The following is a 17,662-nucleotide window of genomic DNA, read 5'->3' on the forward strand; positions in this document are numbered from 1 at the left end:
TGATCAGCGTGCGAACCGACGCTGGTCCGCAGCCGCCAACATTAGTCGCGTGTGAGCCTGCGATGGGTCACCCTGTGCGGACGGGCCGCGTCGGCTCCCATTCTTTCGATCTTGTTCTCTTCGTAGGCACCGAAGTTGCCTTCGAACCAGAACCACTTGGCCTCGTTGTCGTCGTCGCCCTCCCACGCCAGGATGTGCGTGCAGGTGCGGTCCAGGAACCAGCGGTCGTGGCTGATGACCACCGCGCAGCCCGGGAACTTCTCCAGCGCGTTCTCCAGTGAAGACAGCGTCTCGACATCGAGGTCATTGGTGGGCTCGTCGAGCAGGATCAGGTTGCCGCCCTCTTTGAGGGTGAGCGCGAGGTTGAGCCGGTTGCGCTCACCACCGGAGAGCACGCCCGCGGGCTTCTGCTGGTCGGGTCCCTTGAAACCGAACGCCGACACGTAGGCGCGCGACGGGATCTCGTTCTGGCCCACCTCGATGTAGTCGAGGCCATCCGAGACCACCTGCCACACCGTCTTTTTCGGGTCGATGCCGGCGCGGCTCTGGTCCACGTAACTGAGCTTGACGGTGTCGCCGACCCGCACCGTTCCGCTGTCGGGCTGTTCCAGTCCGACGATCGTCTTGAACAAGGTGGTCTTACCGACACCGTTCGGGCCGATGACACCGACGATGCCGTTGCGCGGCAACGTGAACGACAGATCCTTGATCAGCGTGCGGCTCTCGAAGCCCTTGTCGAGGTGTTCGACCTCGACCACGACGTTGCCAAGCCGCGGCGGAGCCGGGATCTGGATTTCCTCGAAGTCGAGCTTCCGGGTCTTCTCGGCCTCGGCGACCATCTCCTCGTACCGGCCGAGGCGGGCCTTGTTCTTGGCCTGCCGCGCCTTGGCGCCGGACCGCACCCAGGCGAGTTCTTCCTTGAGACGCCTCTGCAGCTTCTGGTCCTTCTTGCCCTGCACCTCGAGGCGTTCGGCCTTCTTCTCCAGATAGGTCGAGTAGTTGCCCTCGTACGGGTAGGCACGGCCGCGGTCGAGTTCGAGGATCCACTCGGCGACGTTGTCCAGGAAGTACCGGTCGTGGGTGACGGCCAGGATGGCGCCCTTGTAGGCGGCGAGGTGCTGTTCGAGCCAGAGCACACTCTCGGCGTCGAGGTGGTTGGTCGGCTCGTCGAGCAGCAGCAGATCCGGCTTGCTCAGCAGCAGCCTGCACAGCGCGACGCGGCGCTTCTCACCGCCGGAGAGATGGGTCACCGGCTCATCTGGAGGCGGGCAGCGCAGGGCGTCCATCGCCTGCTCGAGCTGGGAGTCGATGTCCCAGGCGTCGGCGGCGTCGAGTTCCTCCTGGAGCTTGCCCATCTCGTCCATGAGCTCGTCGGTGTAGTCGGTGGCCATCAACTCGGCGACCTCGTTGTACCGGTTGAGCTTGGCCTTGATCGCCACGCCCTCTTCGACGTTCTCCCGAACGGTCTTGGTCTCGTCGAGCTGCGGCTCCTGCATGAGGATGCCGACCGTGGCTCCCGGCGCCAGGAGCGCGTCACCGTTGTTGGCCTGGTCCAGGCCGGCCATGATCCGCAGGACGCTGGACTTACCCGCACCGTTGGGGCCGACGACGCCGATCTTCGCTCCGGGCAGGAAGGCCAGTGTGACGTCATCGAGGATGACCTTGTCGCCGTGTGCCTTGCGGACCTTGCGCATCGTGTAGATGTATTCGGCCATTGCCGCGGGGGTGCCTTCCGTTTTCGTCGTGAAATGCTCGTCGACCATCCTAGGCGCGCCGGGACGAGGCCTTGCGGCCGCGCTGGCCGAGACCAGCGCGACCGCCGCCGCCTCACGCCGAGAACGCCAGCTCCGTCGTCTCCTCGACGTCGCCGGTGCTGTCCTGCTCGTCGGTGTGCGGCGCGGTATCGACCGGTTCGGCCGGCTTGGGCTGCGGTTGCTCGAAGCGGATGATCGCCCGCGACAGGTCGGGCCCCACCGCGGTGGCCCGCATCTCCAGCGATGAGCGCCGCACACCTTCCTTGTCGTCGTACTCGCTGGTGAAGACGTCGCCGACGACGATCACCGGGGCGCCTTTGTAGAGACCGGCCCCGACGCCGGTGACCAGCTTGCCCCAGCAGTTGACGGTGATGAACAGCGAGTTGCCGGGCTCCCAGGTGCCGTCACCGGTGCGGCGGCGGGAGTTGCTGGCCACCCGGAAGCTGATGAGTTCCTGGTCGCCGACGACGCGTCGGCGAAGGTCGGTGACAATGCGGCCGACGACGGTCAGATGAGTTTCGAACATGACATGGGTCCTTTCGATGAGTGATGCCGTACCCACTGAGTGGGCCGCAGCTCACCGACAGCCACGCGAAGAGACGTACCCCCATCGGTGAGACTGTGGATCAAGCGCCAACTGTGGATACGTCTCGTCGATCCCCGCCGCGAAAGTAACGTCAGGGTGTCAAATCGGCGATTTCGCCGCCGTGGCGTTACGGCCGGCGGCCGACGCGGTCCTCAGCTTCCATTTTCGCGGCGGGCCATCTCAGCCAGCATCGCGTTGTACGCCGCCAGGTCGGCGTCATCGTCGCGGTCGGCAGCGCGGTCCAGTCGCGTGGCGGTGCGCCGGTCACTTCGGCTCCACTGGATCAGCAGCGCGATCATCACCACCACGAGCGGGATTTCACCTGCGGCCCAAGCGATTCCACCGCCGAGGTGCTGGTCGTCGATCAGGTTGGTGTGCCAGCTCAGCTTCAGCGAACGGTAGAAGCTCTCCCCCAGCACCTGATCCATGCCCATCATCACCACGCCGAAGAAGGCGTGCAGCGGCAGCGAGGCGAACACCATCGCGATCTTGGCCACTGCCGGCAGCGGGCGCGGGGTGGGGTCGACGCCAATGACCACCCAGTAGAAGAGGTAGCCGCTGATCAGGAAGTGCAGATTCATCAGCACATGGGCGCCGTGCAGGCTCACGGCAGCGTCGAAGATGCCGCCGAAGTAAAGGCCGTAGAACCCGGCGACGAACACGACCGTGGCCACCACCGGGTGGGTGAAGAACCGCGACCACTTGCTGTGCAAGGCGTCGAGCAACCACTCCCGCGGTCCGGGCGGGTTGCCCTTGCCCGCGGTGGGCAGCGCCCGCAGCGCCAAGGTCACCGGCGCACCCAACACCAGCAGGACCGGCACCAACATCGACAGCAGCATGTGCGCCGTCATGTGCACGCTGAACATGGCCGGCATGTAGCGTCCGACGCCCGACGACGTGGTGAACAACAACACCGCGCAGCCCAGCAGCCAGGCCAACGTCCGGCCCGGCGGCCACGAGTCGCCGCGACGTCGCAACCGAATCACCCCGGCCAGATAGACCGCGGCGAACACGATCGCCGCGGTACCGAAGACCAGGTCGAAGCGCCACTCCACCAGGATGCGCGCGACGGTCGGGGGTCCGGCGAGGTCGTAGCCGATCCCCACCTCGGCCGGTGACGGGTTGCCGTCCAAGGGTGGCGGTGGCGGGGTGCGGCCCAGACCGACCGCGATGCCGAACGTCAGGCCGAACACCAAAGCCTCAATCAAGGCCAGCCGGAACAACACGCCACGAGCCTCCGGGTTGGCCTGCAGCGCGGCCACCGGCCCTCGGCGCTGCCGCCAGCCGATGACACCGAGGACGCCCAGCGCGACGATCTTGGCCACCACCAGCCGGCCATAGTCGGTGGAGAACAGGTCGCCGAGGCGGATACGGACGAAGGCGTTGATGACTCCGGAGAGTCCCATCGCCACGAAGCACCAGAACGCCACCGCCGAAAACCGCCGTGCCGCAACGTCGGCATGCTCGCCGCCGCGCAGGGCATGCACCAATAACGCCAGCAGTCCTCCGGCCCACAGTGCACCCGCAAGCAAGTGAATCATCAGGCTGTTCGTGCCGACATCGTGCGAGCCGCCCGCCGACGAGTGTCCAGTCAACCCCAGGGGCACCAACGTGATCAACGAGCCGGCCAGCAGGAACGGCGTCCACGACCAGCGCAGCACCGCTCGGCCGGCGAGGGCGACGACCAACGCCAAGAACGCCGTCCACCGCCAGGCTCCGGCGGTGTCGACCAGGCTGGCCACCGACCACAGCTGCACGGGGTTGAGGTGATCGCGCAGCGGCTGACCGGACACGTCGGACACTGTCAGCGGGACCAACAGCGCGGCGCACACCGCCCACACCGCGGAGGCGGTGACACCGATGCGCAGCGCGCGGTACCCGGCGGCGTCGAGCACTCCGTTGTCCTGAGGTGGCACGAAGAACGCCGCGAACAGGAACGAGCCGACGGCCAGAACGGCCGCGATCTCGCCGGCCGCCTGCACGAACGGCAGACCCAGCGTGGTGACGGGGCCGGGATCGGGCAGGCCGGTTGCGGTCAGGGCATCGGCCAACGAGAGTGCGCCGATTCCGGCGGCGGTGACGCCGGCGAGCACGGCGACCATCGACAGCACCGGCCAGACCGCGGCGCTGCGGGCGGCGGGTGCGGTCATCGTCTCAGCGTATGGCTACTCGCGCTGGGCGAGCTCGCGGGCATAGAACTGCGCGGTGGAGAACTCGTGGATGCGGTCCATGTCGGTGAGGATGGTGCGCAACTCGTGCAGGAACGCCCGCCGGCGCTCGTAGAGATCGGTGCCGGGCGCCAGCAGATTCTGGTCGGCGGCCACCTGCCGAGCGGTCGAGAACAACAGGGCCGACACCGACTCGTTGCTGCGGACCCGGCCCTGCGCCGCGTACTGCGCGCCCACGCCGAGAGCCAGCTTCGTGAGCTCCTTCTCCTCGATGTCGCTCGGAGCGTCACACAGCACGTCGGCGACGATCGTGTACGCCTCGATGAATGGCCGCAGCATGGCGTGTGCCATCAACGGCTTCTTGTCACGCAGCAGCTTGTCCACCGCGTCACCGCCGGCAGCGACCTGAACCTCCCAATCGTCTTGCCACGACATCTCTTCGGCGAGGTGCTCGCGGAAGGCGGCGGAATCGGCGAAGTAGAAGTCGAACTTCAGCAGGTCGCGTAGCCGCATCGCCTGGTCCCAGAACACCTGAACCCGCTCACCATCGGGCGCCCGACCGGCATGTGCCAACGCCAGTTCGGCGATCGCCGTCTCCAGGAACGCGTGGATCAACGTGTTGCGGTAGAACGCCGCCTCGTGCTCGTGCTCCGGGGCGATCCGCCACACCGGCTCGTGACCGCCGTCGACCCTGGTCACTGGATGCCCGTTGGACAGGGCGTCCACGGCAGCCCGGACCCCGTCGGGCGTGCGCAGTCGCAGGGCGCTGTTGGTGACCGGATAATGTTTGCGCTCAAGGTAATCCAGCGAATCCTGCAGGGTGTGATGCAGCTGATTGAGCGTCAGCGCCCGGCCTCGGGTGGTGAGCAACAGCGCGGACACCAGGCCGGTGGCGTTGATCGGAGTCACCCGCAGAATCCGCCAGGCCACCTCGAATGCCATCTTCTGCATGGCAAGGCGTTTGGCGGCTTCGTCCGTGGCGACCGGGCCGCCCGGCTCGCCGAGGTACTGGCGCATCGACACCGCCTCGGGGAAGCGGACGTAGATCTTTCCGTAGTTGCGCTCGCCTTGCGCCTTGATGAAGTTGTACAGCCACTCCGCACTCTCTGGCGTCTTCTCGCCGCCGCGGGCGTAGGCGGCGTACTCGGTGGTCTCGTGCAGCTGATCGAAGCTGATCGACACCGGCTGCAGCAGGATGTCCTCACTGCGCCCGTCCAAGTACGCGTCGGCCACGTAGGCCAGCAGTCCGAGCTTGGGCGGCAGCATCTTTCCGGTCCGCGACCGGGTGCCCTCGATCGACCAGCTGAGATTGAAGCGCTTCTCGACGATGTATCCGACGAACTGGCGCAGCACGTACTTGTACAGCGGATCGTCAAGCTTGCGGCGCAAGAAGATGACACCGGATCGGCGCATCAGGGGGCCCATGAACCCGAACGAAAGATTGATTCCGGCGAACGTATGCGCCGGGGGCAACCGATTCTCCTGCATCGCCACCGGGACGATGACACCGTCGAGATAGGACCGGTGCGACCACAGCAGAACCGCCGGGTGGTCCTCCAATCCGCGCCGCATCGACTCGATTTCCATGCTGTCGTAGTCGATTCGCGGATCGAAGCCTCGGCTGAAGATCGCCCGGCCGAGGTTGGGGATCAAATCCACCGAGAACCTGCTCCAGCCGGTGGCGAGCTCGTTGAGCATCTCCTCGGCCTTGGCGGGGTCGGCGTCGGGAACCTGCTGCAATCCCTCCATGAAGCGCGTCGAGGACATCAGCTCGTCGGTGATCAGTTGCGGCGACTTGTATTCGGGGCCGAGCAGCCGCAGTTCCATCCGCTCGATCGCCAGCCGGGCGCGGCGCAGCACGAAGCGCGCGAAGTCACGGGGGCTTTCCCCGACAGTGTTCTCGTTCCACTGCTGACGCAACTCGGACACCTTCGCCGGCTCGCCGGCGACGATGCGCGCGCGAGACGGATCTCGGCGAAGGATCCTGCGCTGCAAGACCTCTGGGGGGCGATAGGTATCCCGGCCGGAGATCAGGCCGACGATCTTGACCCGGGTGGGCAAGCCGCCCGGTACCCAGAAGACCCGAACCGGAACGACCAGCCGGTCCTCCCCGCCGCCGAGTTCTTCGACGAGTTGAGCCACCACCCCGGGCGGCGGATCCCCCGCGGGCAGGCGCAGCACCTCGACCTTGGTGTCCGGGTGCGCCCGTCGCTGCGCGTGAAGCCAGTCGTTGAGCAGCTCGAACTCTGCCTTCGACGACACCGACGCCAGCACCAGCGCGTCGTCGGTGGTGCTGAAGTCGGCGAGGTGGTCGGTGTGGGTCATCGGCGGCCCTTGGCGCTCGGCGACTTGGTGGCCGTCTTCTTGGCCGGTGTCTTCTTGGCCGGTGTCTTCTTGGCGGCGGCCTTCTTGGCCGGCGCTTTCTTCGCGGCCTTCTTCGCAGGCGCCTTCTTGTAGATCTCGGGCACCGGCAGCTTGTCCGTCGGCCAGTTCTTCAGGGTGTCCAGATATAGCTGACGAACCTCCTCGATCCGCTCGGGAAGGTCCTCGAGCGTCCAGTCCTCGACCGAAAGAGGCGGGTAGACAACGATGTCCACTTCACCAGGATTCATGGTGGAGGAATCGCGGGAGGCGATCACCTCGGCGTTGCGGATCACGATCGGCACCAACGGGACTCCGGCGGCCATGGCCAGCCGGAAGGGTCCCTTTTTGAAGGGGCCGACGGTCCGGGTGTCCAGCCGGGTGCCCTCCGGGGCGATCATGATCGACAGGCCTTTGGCTACCAGGTTCTCGACCTCGTGCATGGTCTCCAGCGCCGCCTTGGGGTCGTCCCGGTCGATGAAGACGGTGTCGACGAGCTTGCCCAGTGTGCCGACGACGGGGTCGTCCTTCAATTCCTTCTTGCCGACGCCGGTCCAGTTGTCCCGCAGCAGCGACGCCGTGATGACGGGGTCGGCATTGTTTCGATGATTGAAGATGAACACCGCCGGCCGCTGCTTGCGGAGATTCTCTTCACCAAGGACGTTGAGCCGCACGCCATTTACCGCCAGCAGCAAGTTCGGAAATGCGGTGGTGAAGAAGTTGAGACCACGGCGTCGGCTGCGGGTCAGCGCCCCCCACCAGATCGCGCCGGTGGCCGCGGGCACCAGCGCACCGACACCGAGCAGTGTTCGCACCTGACCCATCAGGCCACCGCCGCCGCGGCTGGAAAACCGCAGGATCGGCCAGCCGCGCCGACGAGCGACCGCGGCCATCTTGCCCTCGGGGTTGGTCGGGCGCGGGTTGCCGACCAGATACATCAGCGCGACGTCCTCGTCGCCGTCGGCGTAGAAATACGAGTGCTTGAGGTCAATGTCGTTGTCGGCGGCGAACTTCTGCACCGCGTTGGCCTTACCGGGCCCCCAGAGGATCGGCCGCACCACGTCGCCGGTCAGCACATCGTTTTCGTCGACCTCGAATCGGTTGGTCAATGTGTTCTCGATGCCGAGGAAGCGGGCCACCGGCTCGACCTGAAGGGTCAGCGCCGAGGAGCTAAGCACCACGGTGTGCCCGCGTTCCATGTGCGCGTGCACCAACTCGCGCATCTCGGGATAGATCCGCTTCTCGATCTGCTGCACGAACATCCGGTCGCCGATCTCGTGCAGATCGCTCAACGCCCGACCGCGCAGGGCCTGCGAGGCCTTGGTGATCAGTTCCTCGAATTCCAGCCGGCCGAGCTGGTGGTTGAGGCCCGCGGCGATCATCGAGATCAGCTCACCGATGCCCATGTCACGGCTGCGGAAGCGTTCCCGAGTCAGGATGACGGCGGTGAACCCGGCGACGAGCGTGCCGTCCAGATCGAAGAACGCCCCGATCTTGGGGCCCTCCGGGCTGGCCATCACCTCGGCCACCGAACCGGGCAGGCGCATCTCCGTGTCGCTCATCAGTAGGCCACCGATCCATTCGGGCTGGGTTGGGCGGAGTCGTTTTTCGCGTCGGGAAACGATGCCGGCACCACCCGCGGCGGTGGGTCACCGGCCAGCGCGAGGACCTCGTCGAAACCCTCCCGCAGGCATTGCGCGAACAGGTCCTCGTCGGTGATCGACGCGCGGTCGTAGCGGGCGGTGACCGTCGCGAAGCCGCCGCGCGATACCAGCACGACCATCATGGCGACCCCGGGCAGCGGCCCAATACCGTACTGCCGCAGCACTTTCGCGCCCGCGATGTAGGTGTCACCGGCGTAGACGGGAACATTGCTGGCCTGGACGTCCGAGCCGATCACGGCCCCGCTCATCGCCTCGAGGACGGCATCGGGCAGCAGCCCGACCACCGGTGCGATGGCGCCCATCAAGTCGATGGCCGCCTCCTCGCGCCGGGAGGTCATCTGCTTCCGTATCTTCTGGATTCGCAGAGCCGGGTCGACGACGGCGATCGGCGCGGCCAGGTTGACCCCGGCGAAGCGGTTGCCGCCGGCCGGGTCGGCCTCGGCCCGCAGACTCACCGGCACCGCCATCGGCAGGCTGTTGACCGGCACGCCCAACGCCTCGTGGTAGCGCCGCAGCGCCCCGCACAAACCAGCCAGGTAAGCGTCGTTGATGGAGCCACTCGCGGCGTGTGCGGCGGACCGCAAGTCGGACAGCCGCATCTCGATCGCCTCACTGCGCGACGACAGGCTGCGCCGCCGCAGCAGCGGCGACGGTTCGGCGGCGCGGGCCACCACCCGACGCCCGGAGCGGGCGTAGTCGACGACGTCCCACACGGCCGTCCCGGGATTGCGCACGACGCGACCGACCACACCCAACCCCCCGGTGACGGCGCCGAGCAGACCGCCGACGATGGCGCTGGGCAGATGGTTGATCCCTTCGCGCATCAGGTCGTTGGGCGTGAGGTCCTGCGGCACCGGCAGTGGCGGCGCGGGCCGCGGTGCCGGTTCACGTTCGAGGTCGTAGATCTCGGCGAACATCGCGGTGGCGCCGACTCCGTCGGTGACCGCGTGACTGAGATGCAGCAAGGTGGCGGCCTTACCGCCTTCGAGCCCTTCGACCAGGGTGGCCGTCCACAGCGGCCGGGAGATGTCCAGCGGCGACTGCAGGCTCACCTCGGCGAGGTCGAGTACCTCACGCAGTGTGCCTGGCTCGGGAACCCGTATCCGGCGGACATGGAAGTCGAGGTTGAAATCGGGGTCCACCACCCAGCGCGGCGCCGCCGTGGGCAGCGTCGGCACCACGACCCGTTGGCGCAGCCGAAGCACTTTCCGGGAGGCGTTCTCGAAGGCGGTCCGGAACCGGTTCCAATCCGGCGTGCTGTCGAGAATTTCCAGGGCCATGATCCCCGACCGCGTCCGCGGGTTGGCCTCACCGCGGTGCAGCAGCATGTCGAGGGGGCCGAGTTCGTCCGGCAGACCATTCACATCGACTGGTCCGCTCATGGATCCCTCCTCATCGACACCGGCACCCTAGGCGTCCGCCAGTCGGCGAACGCCCCCAACCACGCTAGCCGGAGCGCGAGGGTGGCGGGTCTCGATTGTGAGTCGGTTACGACTTCACGCCAAGCAGAGCGGTGGCAGCAGAAGGAGGACCGGCCACAGCAGTGCGGCCAGCCCGTACGCACCAACCTCGGCACCGGCCGGAAGGACCCGATTGAGTTGACCTTCGAGCTGCTGCACCGCTTCGACATGGAAGAAGCCCCAGACGAGTCCGATCACCAAGTACGGAATCGCCAGCCACATCAGAATCTCGATGACGGCTTCGATGGTCACTTCGTAGTTGAGCACGGTGCGCAACTTGGTCATCAGCTCGTTCACAGGCCCCTCCCCAAATCTGAAAACACAGTTTCTCACAAATGCTTCTCGTGGGCGGCCGTACTCATTAGCATTGTGCTCACTCGGGGCGGGAGGACCTCATGTTGACGAAAATTCGCTCGGTTCTGAACTACAAGCTGACCATCGCCGAACTCATCGGCATCAACCTGTTGATCGGGATCCCTTATCTCGCTGTGGGTCTGGTGTGGTCGTCTACTCACACCGATCACCTGCATGCCCTGCGGGGAGCCGACCTTGTAGTGTCGTTTCTGGGGTCCATCGTGTCGTGGCCGGTGCTGTTGTTCGCCAATGTCTGCATGACGTGACCGTTCGGCAGATCATCGCGGCCGTCGTCGCCATCGTGCTGCTGACGGTCGGCCTGCTCGCTCTGCGATGGCCGGTGTATCTCCCCGATTTCGATCCGTGGGGCGTACAGGTCAAGTGCGGCAGCGGTTTTAGCGCCGACCTGGTTCAGGCAGCGTTTGCAGGTCGGGCTGACGAGTGTCAGCACGCTCTGTCGGTGCGGCGGATGTGGGCAATTCCCGTCGCGGCACTCGGCTGGCTGATCGTCATCGCCTTGGTGGTGCCGTTGCTCAGGCCACAGGACGCCAATTCTCCGGCCTGATACCGCCCCGCGTAACCTCAGCGTTATCTTATTTTTATCTTAATTTTCTTAGAGTTCGTGTACGGTGGGGACTGCCGCAAACGGAAGGAGCCCGCCATGCAGCAGCCCGCTCGCGTCGTGTTGATCACCGGAGCATCGCGAGGGATCGGCGCCGAAGTCGCCCGTCAGCTCGCCGCGCCCGAAACTCACGTCATCGTGAACTACCGGGAGAAAGCCGACCGCGCGGACGAGGTCGTCGACGCCATCCGAAGCGCCGGCGGGAACGCTTCCACCCTGGCCGCCGACATCTCCGACGAGGCAGGTGCCGCGGCGATGATGGGCTACATCGCCAGCCGGTTCGGAAAGCTGGATGCGTTGATCCTCAACGCGTCGGGAGGACTCGACTTCGGCGCGGACCCGGGTTATGCGATGCGGCTCAACCGCGATGCTCAGCGCCGGCTGGCGCTGCTGGCCATGCCGCTGATGCCGACCGGCTCGCGGATCGTGTTTGTCACCAGCCACCAGGCCCACTTCTATCCGAACAAGGCGGTGCCGAAGGGCTACGCGCGCGTCGCCGCGAGCATGCGGGCCGGCGAAACCGCCCTCTACGCAATGCGTTCTGCGCTCGACCACGCGGGCATTCACCTCACGGTGGTCTCCGGCGACGGGACCATGGGTGCGCTGCCGACGGTCGAGGAGTTTGCGACCGCGATCGTCAACGCCGCGGTCACGCCGAGCCCGTCGACCATCGTCTACATCGGCGGCGCCGACTATCTGATGACGGTGGCCTGATTTCAGCTCGCTGAGCCGACGGCGATCTTCTGCGCGCCGTCGCGCGCCGCGAGGTGGCGGCCGTAGACGATGCCCATGAAGCTCGCGACCGCTTCTGCGGCTAGTTGGCAGCGCAGGGTCGCGATGGTGTCGAAGGCGTGGTGCGCCTTGGGCAGCTCCGCATAGGCCACCGTGTCGGAGCCCGATTTCCGAAGCGCCGCAACGAAATCCCGCGCCTGCGTACTGGGTATGACGGCATCGCTCTGGCCGTGCAGCACAAAGAACGGCGGGGCATCGCGATGGATGCGGTGCATCGGCGACGCGTCCCGATACAGCTCGGGGTTGTCGGCGAGCTTGCGCTGCACCACGACGTGCTCGAGCAGCGGCATCATCAGCGGGTGCATGTTGCTGGTGCTGGTGAGGTCGTACACGCCGTAGTAGGGCACGGCGGCCTGCACGCTGGTGTCGGCATCTTCGAAACCCGGCTGCAGGCTTTCATCGCCCGCGCTCAGCGCGGCCAGTGAGCTCAGGTGGCCGCCGGCCGATCCCCCGGTGATCGCGACGAAGTCCGGGTCGCCACCGTAATCGGCGATGTTGGCCTTGACCCAGGCGATGGCCCGTTTGACGTCGACGATGTGCGACGGGAAGGCGTTGCGCGGGCTGCGGCTGTAGTTGATGGTGACGCAGATCCAGCCGAGTTCGGACATGCGTGCCATCAACGGATAAGCCTGGCCGCGCTTGTCATTGACCGACCATGCACCGCCGGGCACCTGAATGAGCACCGGCGCGCGATACGCCTCGGGCAGGTCGTCACGGCGCCAGATGTCCAGGGTGTTGTCACGTCCGCGCGGGCCGTAGGAGATGTTCCGGGTGGTCGCTGCGTACCGGCGCCGATGTCGCATGGCTTCGAGGACGGCGACGACGTTGGGCCGGCGCGCGGAATCCTGCTCGAGCGGATGGCGGACCGAGGCGATGTAGTCCTTGCCGAAGGTCTGCTCGAGGGCGGCGTCGAGAACCTTGTCAGCCTTCTGGACCGCCAGGGCGCAGGCCATCCTTTCCAGAGGTGAGTGCACCGTCGCCAGCGCATGACCGGTGAGTACAGGCGGGGCAAACTCAGCGTTGAGCCACCCCAGCACCCAGCCGGCAGCGGCCGGTGAGCCGCGTAGCAACAATGATCCGGTGTGCAAGGCCTGCGTACAGCGCGCGGTGACCTGCTCGATTGGAATGCTCATGAGCTCCAGACCCCCTTGTCCTTAGCTCGCCTAACGCCTTTGCCAAGCCGCGGAAGCGGTGGGTCGGCGCCTGCCAGTCGTCACACCATAACCCAACTTCGGCGAAAGCTGAGGAATTCTCAGGAACTAGGGTCTTTAGGCCCTCGGTCGTCCAGCCAGCCGCGCCGGCAAAGTGAACAGACGGTGGCGTCTCGTTGTCTGTGAACTTGCCTGTCAGGAAACGTCGAGCGATTCGCAGGACGATTTACGAATGCTTCTCGAGGACCCCGCTCCCGCCTTCGCCGGAGGACTGACCGCCCGCATCGAGTCCCCCTTTTCACCGGGAGCGCCCGCGCCGCTCAGGCGGCAGTTTCCCCGTCCGTCGTTGACACGGCCCTTTCATCCCAACGACGCAGCTCAAGCCAGGCGATTTGCCGAGCTGATGCAGGCCGAGATCGACGACCTCGAGGACTTGATCGCGATTGCGCAGGACCGTTGGAACAGCCGCTGCGACGCCGGCTGGGGTGCCGCCCGAACGCCCGAGCCCGTGTTGCGACTGCGCGAAAAGCTCAAGGAAGTTCGCCGGCTGCAGGAAGCGTTGCAGTCACGTTTCGGAACTGATTGACGCTGCCGTGGATCTTTGCTCAGCGAGATTTCAATTCACAGGGAGTTACACGCGCCCCATCTGGCAAATTCTGCAACGCTAGACTGTCTGGCGCGCTGCCTCCGTAGCTCAGTTGGATAGAGCAAGGGCCTTCTAATCCCTAGGTCGCAGGTTCGATTCCTGCCGGGGGCGCTTACGGTTTTTGCAGGTAGAACAGTGTATCTAGGTGAGCTAGCGGCATTGCTGAAGCCCGAAAATATGGTGTACGTCCACACTTTGGACACACCTTCGGCCGCCAACAACAGTCAGCAACTTGGACACGGACCCGTCATCGGCGATTTGCGCCAGAAACCCGTGGTCAGCAGCTATGTTCGCCGGGTGCCAAACCACGTTTGTTGGCTCTGCAAGGCCAACACCGGACACGACCTCCACGGGGACGCAACCTTTGTAGGTCCCGAGGTAGTACCTGAGACAGCCGATGGCAGGAGGATGGCCTGTGCGACGTTCGTGTGTGCGATTTGTCGCGGCCAATCAGTAGCCCTCGCAGTCGTCGGACCCGAGTACGGCCGAAGCACGCTCAACTCGTTCTTTGAGAAAGCTCGCGGTGATGATTTGACGTGGCGCCCGTCGCACACCGAGACGCACAGATATCCCAACGTGCCGGAACACATTGCAGAAGCTGCGACCGAGGCGTACGAGTGCCATAGCTGTGAGCACTACCGGGGGGCGATCATGCTCGCTCGTGCCGTGATCGAAGCCACCGCCAAAGACAACAGCATCACGACTGGCACGCTCTTCAACAAGATCGAGAAGATGGCGACGAGCGGCTTGATAAGAACGGTTATCAAGGATGCAGCTCACGGCGTCAGGGAACTTGGTAACGAGATGGCGCATGGTGATTTCGTAGACCCGATCACGCCCGAGGAGTCGGAACTGGTGATCCATTTGATGGGCGAGATTCTGAACGACGTCTACCAATCGCCCGCCGTCATCTCGCAAGCGCAGCAGGCGGCCCAAGCCCGGCAAGCCCAGGGCGGGCAGCAGTAGGAGCGGACCGCGTTTCCTCGGAGCAGGTGAAGACAGGAGCCAAGTTCGTCGGTAGGGTGATTCGTGCCGTCCGACAAGCGGCACCCGCGCAGGAAACTGTGCGCATCAACGTCACCGGCCCCCTTCGGGGAGAGGCACGCGCGGGGGATGCGAATGCCAATGCGTTAAGTCACGGCCCTTCGGGAGGCACGCGCAAGACGTGGTCCGCCTTTCACCAATTGGTGCGAGGTGCCCCGTATGCGTACACGAAGGAACCGAAATGACTTTTGCGAACGATGCTCAGATGTCGGCCGCGCGGCAAGCGCTGGAAACACTGCTTCCACGTTCTGAGCGTGTCGGACACGGGTGGTGCGAGGCGAGTACAGCAGTGATCGCATTCGATATGGACAGACGAGCTGATGGAACGCCCCTCGAGAATCCAGTCGGGTTTGCGATACCCAATGGACCAACTCTGTTGCTCTGGGTGTGGGCGGGTACCGATTGGCTCCTCACGAAGCAGGCTTTCAACGTCGCGTAGACGTCGCAATACCGACTGCCCAAACAGTTTTCGAGGCTTCATGCTCTCCGAAAATCGCGGTTCGATTCTGCGACTGGCGCAATCGATCCTTGATAACTCCATAGTGATTGACGCACTCCCCGGCGTCTGCCTATTCGGCGTAGCACTTAGCCGCCCCGGCGCAAGGACGAAGGGAACACCAGGACGGCTAAGCGTGGAGCGCTGCGGGGGTTGACGGCCGCGCGCTGCCGGAATTGAGGAGGGCTTAGCGTTGCCGGCCGACTCCGATGTTCGGCTCACAGGGTGGCGTGAGACCTTTGTACATACCGCCTTCGGACGGTTGCACGTTCTCTAGTCCTGGTGGCACTAGACCTTCACCCCAGCTGAATTCGGAGGAATCTCGATCGATTTCGTTCGGATCTAGCGGTCGACAACGTTGGTCGTTGCCGAGGCCGAAGCCGCCAATTCCAGTTCTAGACATCGATTTACTTGGGGATGTTAGGAATGTCGTACGTACCGGTTTCCTTAATCTGCGTGATGCAGGCCTGCCCGCGACGGCGCACACCAACACCGAAGCTGCGTTGAAAGTACGCATCCTGCAGCGGGTACCCGTTCACCAGGCCGGGGATGGTACGCAGACCTTGATACTGGCGCTGGGGATGCTCCCGGAACCCTATCGCGTTGTCAGAGCTGTTCGGGCCGTAGGTGGCAACGACTGTGAAGTAGTTCTCAGGGATGAAGTCCGACATTATCACCCAAGTCTGCCCGTATGACCCTTGGACCTTGAGGCCGTTGTATGATTCGGGAGCAATCTGGCCCATGATGTTATCGGGCTGAAGGTACGCGGGAGCGCCAGCACTGGGTATGTAATCATGGTGTGCCACAATGTTTTCAGCACTTTCGGTGCCAGCCTTCCACTGGCTCACCACCTCGGCCTGTGCGGGGTTCATCAACGCCAACAGTCGTGCGTTCGGTTCGGTACCGTAACCGTGCTCAGTCACACGACGCACGGCCAGCTCAAAGTCACCACTGTCGATCACAGCGGCACCGCTGACGATGAAATGTTGATGCGGTGAATCGAATTCCCGGCCCAGGTAGGCTGGCGGGGCCTGTGAGTCACCGTTGTAGAAGCCGTAACAAGTATGGCCCCAATCGTTCTCATCCGGTTCTGGATCAAACAAGCGCTGCAAGATTGTGCCGGTCGTTAACTTATTGTCAGCATCCAGGGCATAGTTGGCGATGGCGCGAACCTGCTCAGCAGTGCTGTCGCGCAGGAACTTCCACGTCCAAGCTGATCGCTTGTCGTAGTCCTCAAAGGTGTAGCCCGTCAGCAGATATTCGCTAGGAGGCCGCATAGATTCCGGTTCACCGAATTCTGAGCTAGGCTCGAAACTGTCGCTAGAACGGCTCTGGGGAACCGCAGTCGCGGTATCGGTAGTGTTGAAGGTCAGCAGGTTGGTCAGGGCGCTGCGTTCAGCGTTCCAGGCCTTGATGACTGCGGCTACTTCAGCCCAGATGACGTTGAGGTCCACGCCATCGCCCGTCGTATTGACGAGGATATCGCCTTCTGTGGCATAGCTACCCTCGCCGCCGAAGGGCGGCAGCTTCCAGAGAGACTGAAAATCACTCAGATTGGTTCGGGGAGTGGTAATTGCACTCATTACGTGAGCCTTCCAAAGTCGTTTGTAACCGCCAGGCCCACAAGCACGGACCTGGAAGGTGACAATCTCAACCGTGCCGTGTTAGGCGGCCGACTCACGTCGTAAGGGATCTTATACGGTTCACGCCGACGCCCCTGAAACGGGTTATAGCACATCATCATTCGACGCGCATCATGCCGCTGACGTGCGGACACGTTGGCAGCGGCAGGCTATCATCGGCGATGATGGGCCGCCCACGCGCGAACATCTCGGAAACAATTGCCAGAGAGTGCATTACAGCTATGACAAGAACCGCATCCTTCGCACAGTATCTAGATTTGGCCGACGCCGCCAAATACCTCAACAGCCTGGGATTCACGGCGGCCACCGCCGAGACGGTTAAGTACCACGCCTATTACACCGGCAAGCTTCCTCGGCCGAAGATCGTTGGACGCAAAGACTACTGGAGCCGAAAGGCGTTGGACGCCCTAATTGAAGCCCTGTAATGACGGTGCGCACCTCGACGCAAAGCCGTTCACCTTCCCCATGACAAGGACGTGATAGACATTGAAATTGCCCAAACATACTTAATAACAGCACTTTTAGTAAGACAAGGAGATTGTTGTGATACATCTAGATGACACCTGGCAGAGAATCTACGAGGCGAAACAGGCCGCTGGCATTGATGTGGATTGGACTGTGGCCGAACGCGATCAGATGGAAGCTCTCGCCGACGACATGAACGGGGAGCTTCTGACGTACCCGGTCATCCACGCGTACCCCACCAAGGATCGATCGCAACTCGAGTTCTGGTGCAGGTACTGCAAGACGCACCATATCCATGGGCGCCACCTCAGCCATCACGGACTGAAGGCCGATGACGGGCGATCAGACTCCCCGATGCCACTTGATCGGTGGCTGACCTACCTTCAGCAGTTCTTCAATTGCACATTCAACGACAACGCTGTCCGCAATCGCGGAGTGTGCACCTGCCCTGCGGGC

Annotated in this window: 16 protein-coding genes and 1 tRNA gene; 7 read left to right on the forward strand and 10 right to left on the reverse strand. The window is 64.2% G+C overall.

Features of this window, described 5'->3' with window-relative positions; genetic code table 11:
- Window positions 1-41: 41 nt before the first annotated feature.
- From ettA to AB431_RS20715, 7 genes are all read right to left on the reverse strand, one after another.
- Window positions 42-1,715: an energy-dependent translational throttle protein EttA gene (gene ettA / locus AB431_RS20685; RefSeq protein ID WP_047333643.1), complete on the reverse strand. Its 1,674-nt coding sequence runs from the start codon at window positions 1,713-1,715 to the stop codon at window positions 42-44.
- A gap of 112 nt (window positions 1,716-1,827) precedes the next feature.
- Complete coding sequence (locus AB431_RS20690; protein ID WP_047331509.1) at window positions 1,828-2,280, reverse strand: single-stranded DNA-binding protein; 453 nt, start codon at window positions 2,278-2,280, stop codon at window positions 1,828-1,830.
- A gap of 212 nt (window positions 2,281-2,492) precedes the next feature.
- Window positions 2,493-4,490: a cytochrome c oxidase assembly protein gene (locus tag AB431_RS20695; RefSeq protein ID WP_047331510.1), complete on the reverse strand. Its 1,998-nt coding sequence runs from the start codon at window positions 4,488-4,490 to the stop codon at window positions 2,493-2,495.
- 15 nt (window positions 4,491-4,505) lie between these two features.
- On the reverse strand, window positions 4,506-6,833 hold the full coding sequence (locus tag AB431_RS20700; RefSeq protein ID WP_047331511.1) for a glycerol-3-phosphate 1-O-acyltransferase: 2,328 nt from the start codon (window positions 6,831-6,833) through the stop codon (window positions 4,506-4,508).
- Window positions 6,830-8,431 carry an HAD-IB family hydrolase/lysophospholipid acyltransferase family protein gene (locus AB431_RS20705; protein WP_047331512.1) on the reverse strand — a complete coding sequence of 534 codons (1,602 nt, stop codon included), beginning with the start codon at window positions 8,429-8,431 and terminating at the stop codon, window positions 6,830-6,832. The genes AB431_RS20700 and AB431_RS20705 overlap by 4 nt, the downstream gene beginning before the upstream one ends.
- Window positions 8,431-9,915 (reverse strand): wax ester/triacylglycerol synthase family O-acyltransferase, encoded by a 1,485-nt coding sequence (locus AB431_RS20710; protein WP_047331513.1) that lies wholly within the window; start codon window positions 9,913-9,915, stop codon window positions 8,431-8,433. Before AB431_RS20710 ends, AB431_RS20705 begins: the two co-directional genes overlap by 1 nt.
- Window positions 9,916-10,029: 114 nt before the next feature.
- Window positions 10,030-10,290, reverse strand: a complete 261-nt coding sequence (locus AB431_RS20715; protein ID WP_144418321.1) for a hypothetical protein — start codon at window positions 10,288-10,290, stop codon at window positions 10,030-10,032.
- A 98-nt stretch (window positions 10,291-10,388) separates the two neighbouring features.
- Between AB431_RS20715 and AB431_RS20720 the strand changes: the two genes are divergently transcribed.
- From AB431_RS20720 to AB431_RS20730, 3 genes are all read left to right on the forward strand, one after another.
- A complete protein-coding gene (locus AB431_RS20720) occupies window positions 10,389-10,613 on the forward strand; it encodes a hypothetical protein (protein WP_047331514.1) in 225 nt (74 codons plus the stop codon).
- Window positions 10,610-10,912, forward strand: a complete 303-nt coding sequence (locus AB431_RS20725; protein ID WP_047331515.1) for a hypothetical protein — start codon at window positions 10,610-10,612, stop codon at window positions 10,910-10,912. The genes AB431_RS20720 and AB431_RS20725 overlap by 4 nt, the downstream gene beginning before the upstream one ends.
- A 96-nt stretch (window positions 10,913-11,008) precedes the next feature.
- Window positions 11,009-11,683 (forward strand): SDR family oxidoreductase, encoded by a 675-nt coding sequence (locus AB431_RS20730; RefSeq protein ID WP_047331516.1) that lies wholly within the window; start codon window positions 11,009-11,011, stop codon window positions 11,681-11,683.
- A 2-nt stretch (window positions 11,684-11,685) separates the two neighbouring features.
- On the opposite strand, the gene AB431_RS20735 is transcribed toward AB431_RS20730, so the two are convergent.
- Window positions 11,686-12,888: an alpha/beta hydrolase fold domain-containing protein gene (locus tag AB431_RS20735; protein WP_369803078.1), complete on the reverse strand. Its 1,203-nt coding sequence runs from the start codon at window positions 12,886-12,888 to the stop codon at window positions 11,686-11,688.
- Between the two features lie 256 nt (window positions 12,889-13,144).
- Between AB431_RS20735 and AB431_RS30530 the strand changes: the two genes are divergently transcribed.
- From AB431_RS30530 to AB431_RS20750, 3 genes are all read left to right on the forward strand, one after another.
- A complete protein-coding gene (locus AB431_RS30530) occupies window positions 13,145-13,498 on the forward strand; it encodes a hypothetical protein (protein ID WP_144418322.1) in 354 nt (117 codons plus the stop codon).
- 97 nt (window positions 13,499-13,595) lie between these two features.
- A tRNA-Arg gene (locus AB431_RS20745) sits at window positions 13,596-13,669 on the forward strand.
- A 48-nt stretch (window positions 13,670-13,717) separates the two neighbouring features.
- Window positions 13,718-14,524 carry a DUF4145 domain-containing protein gene (locus AB431_RS20750; protein WP_235435715.1) on the forward strand — a complete coding sequence of 269 codons (807 nt, stop codon included), beginning with the start codon at window positions 13,718-13,720 and terminating at the stop codon, window positions 14,522-14,524.
- Between the two features lie 981 nt (window positions 14,525-15,505).
- On the opposite strand, the gene AB431_RS20755 is transcribed toward AB431_RS20750, so the two are convergent.
- Window positions 15,506-16,681 (reverse strand): hypothetical protein, encoded by a 1,176-nt coding sequence (locus AB431_RS20755; RefSeq protein ID WP_047331519.1) that lies wholly within the window; start codon window positions 16,679-16,681, stop codon window positions 15,506-15,508.
- A 317-nt stretch (window positions 16,682-16,998) separates the two neighbouring features.
- On the opposite strand from AB431_RS20755, the gene AB431_RS20760 reads away from it, so the two are divergent.
- On the forward strand, window positions 16,999-17,166 hold the full coding sequence (locus AB431_RS20760; RefSeq protein WP_235435716.1) for a DNA-binding protein: 168 nt from the start codon (window positions 16,999-17,001) through the stop codon (window positions 17,164-17,166).
- A 127-nt stretch (window positions 17,167-17,293) separates the two neighbouring features.
- Here AB431_RS20760 and AB431_RS30535 read toward each other — a convergent pair whose 3' ends face one another.
- A complete protein-coding gene (locus AB431_RS30535) occupies window positions 17,294-17,503 on the reverse strand; it encodes a hypothetical protein (RefSeq protein ID WP_144418323.1) in 210 nt (69 codons plus the stop codon).
- Window positions 17,504-17,662: the final 159 nt, after the last annotated feature.

Origin of the sequence: Mycobacterium sp. EPa45, from assembly GCF_001021385.1 — a bacterium.
Taxonomy (GTDB): domain Bacteria; phylum Actinomycetota; class Actinomycetes; order Mycobacteriales; family Mycobacteriaceae; genus Mycobacterium.

What these genes read in the sequence shown, in the direction of transcription:
- AB431_RS20690 (WP_047331509.1), bottom strand. Translation starts at nt 2,280, where the DNA reads ATGTTCGAAACTCATCTGACCGTCGTCGGCCGCATTGTCACCGACCTT.
- AB431_RS20730 (WP_047331516.1), top strand. Translation starts at nt 11,009, where the DNA reads ATGCAGCAGCCCGCTCGCGTCGTGTTGATCACCGGAGCATCGCGAGGG.
- AB431_RS20755 (WP_047331519.1), bottom strand. Translation starts at nt 16,681, where the DNA reads ATGAGTGCAATTACCACTCCCCGAACCAATCTGAGTGATTTTCAGTCT.
- AB431_RS20720 (WP_047331514.1), top strand. Translation starts at nt 10,389, where the DNA reads ATGTTGACGAAAATTCGCTCGGTTCTGAACTACAAGCTGACCATCGCC.
- AB431_RS20695 (WP_047331510.1), bottom strand. Translation starts at nt 4,490, where the DNA reads ATGACCGCACCCGCCGCCCGCAGCGCCGCGGTCTGGCCGGTGCTGTCG.
- AB431_RS20710 (WP_047331513.1), bottom strand. Translation starts at nt 9,915, where the DNA reads ATGAGCGGACCAGTCGATGTGAATGGTCTGCCGGACGAACTCGGCCCC.
- AB431_RS30535 (WP_144418323.1), bottom strand. Translation starts at nt 17,503, where the DNA reads ATGGATATGGTGCGTCTTGCAGTACCTGCACCAGAACTCGAGTTGCGA.
- AB431_RS20700 (WP_047331511.1), bottom strand. Translation starts at nt 6,833, where the DNA reads ATGACCCACACCGACCACCTCGCCGACTTCAGCACCACCGACGACGCG.
- AB431_RS30530 (WP_144418322.1), top strand. Translation starts at nt 13,145, where the DNA reads ATGCTTCTCGAGGACCCCGCTCCCGCCTTCGCCGGAGGACTGACCGCC.
- ettA (WP_047333643.1), bottom strand. Translation starts at nt 1,715, where the DNA reads ATGGCCGAATACATCTACACGATGCGCAAGGTCCGCAAGGCACACGGC.
- AB431_RS20705 (WP_047331512.1), bottom strand. Translation starts at nt 8,431, where the DNA reads ATGAGCGACACGGAGATGCGCCTGCCCGGTTCGGTGGCCGAGGTGATG.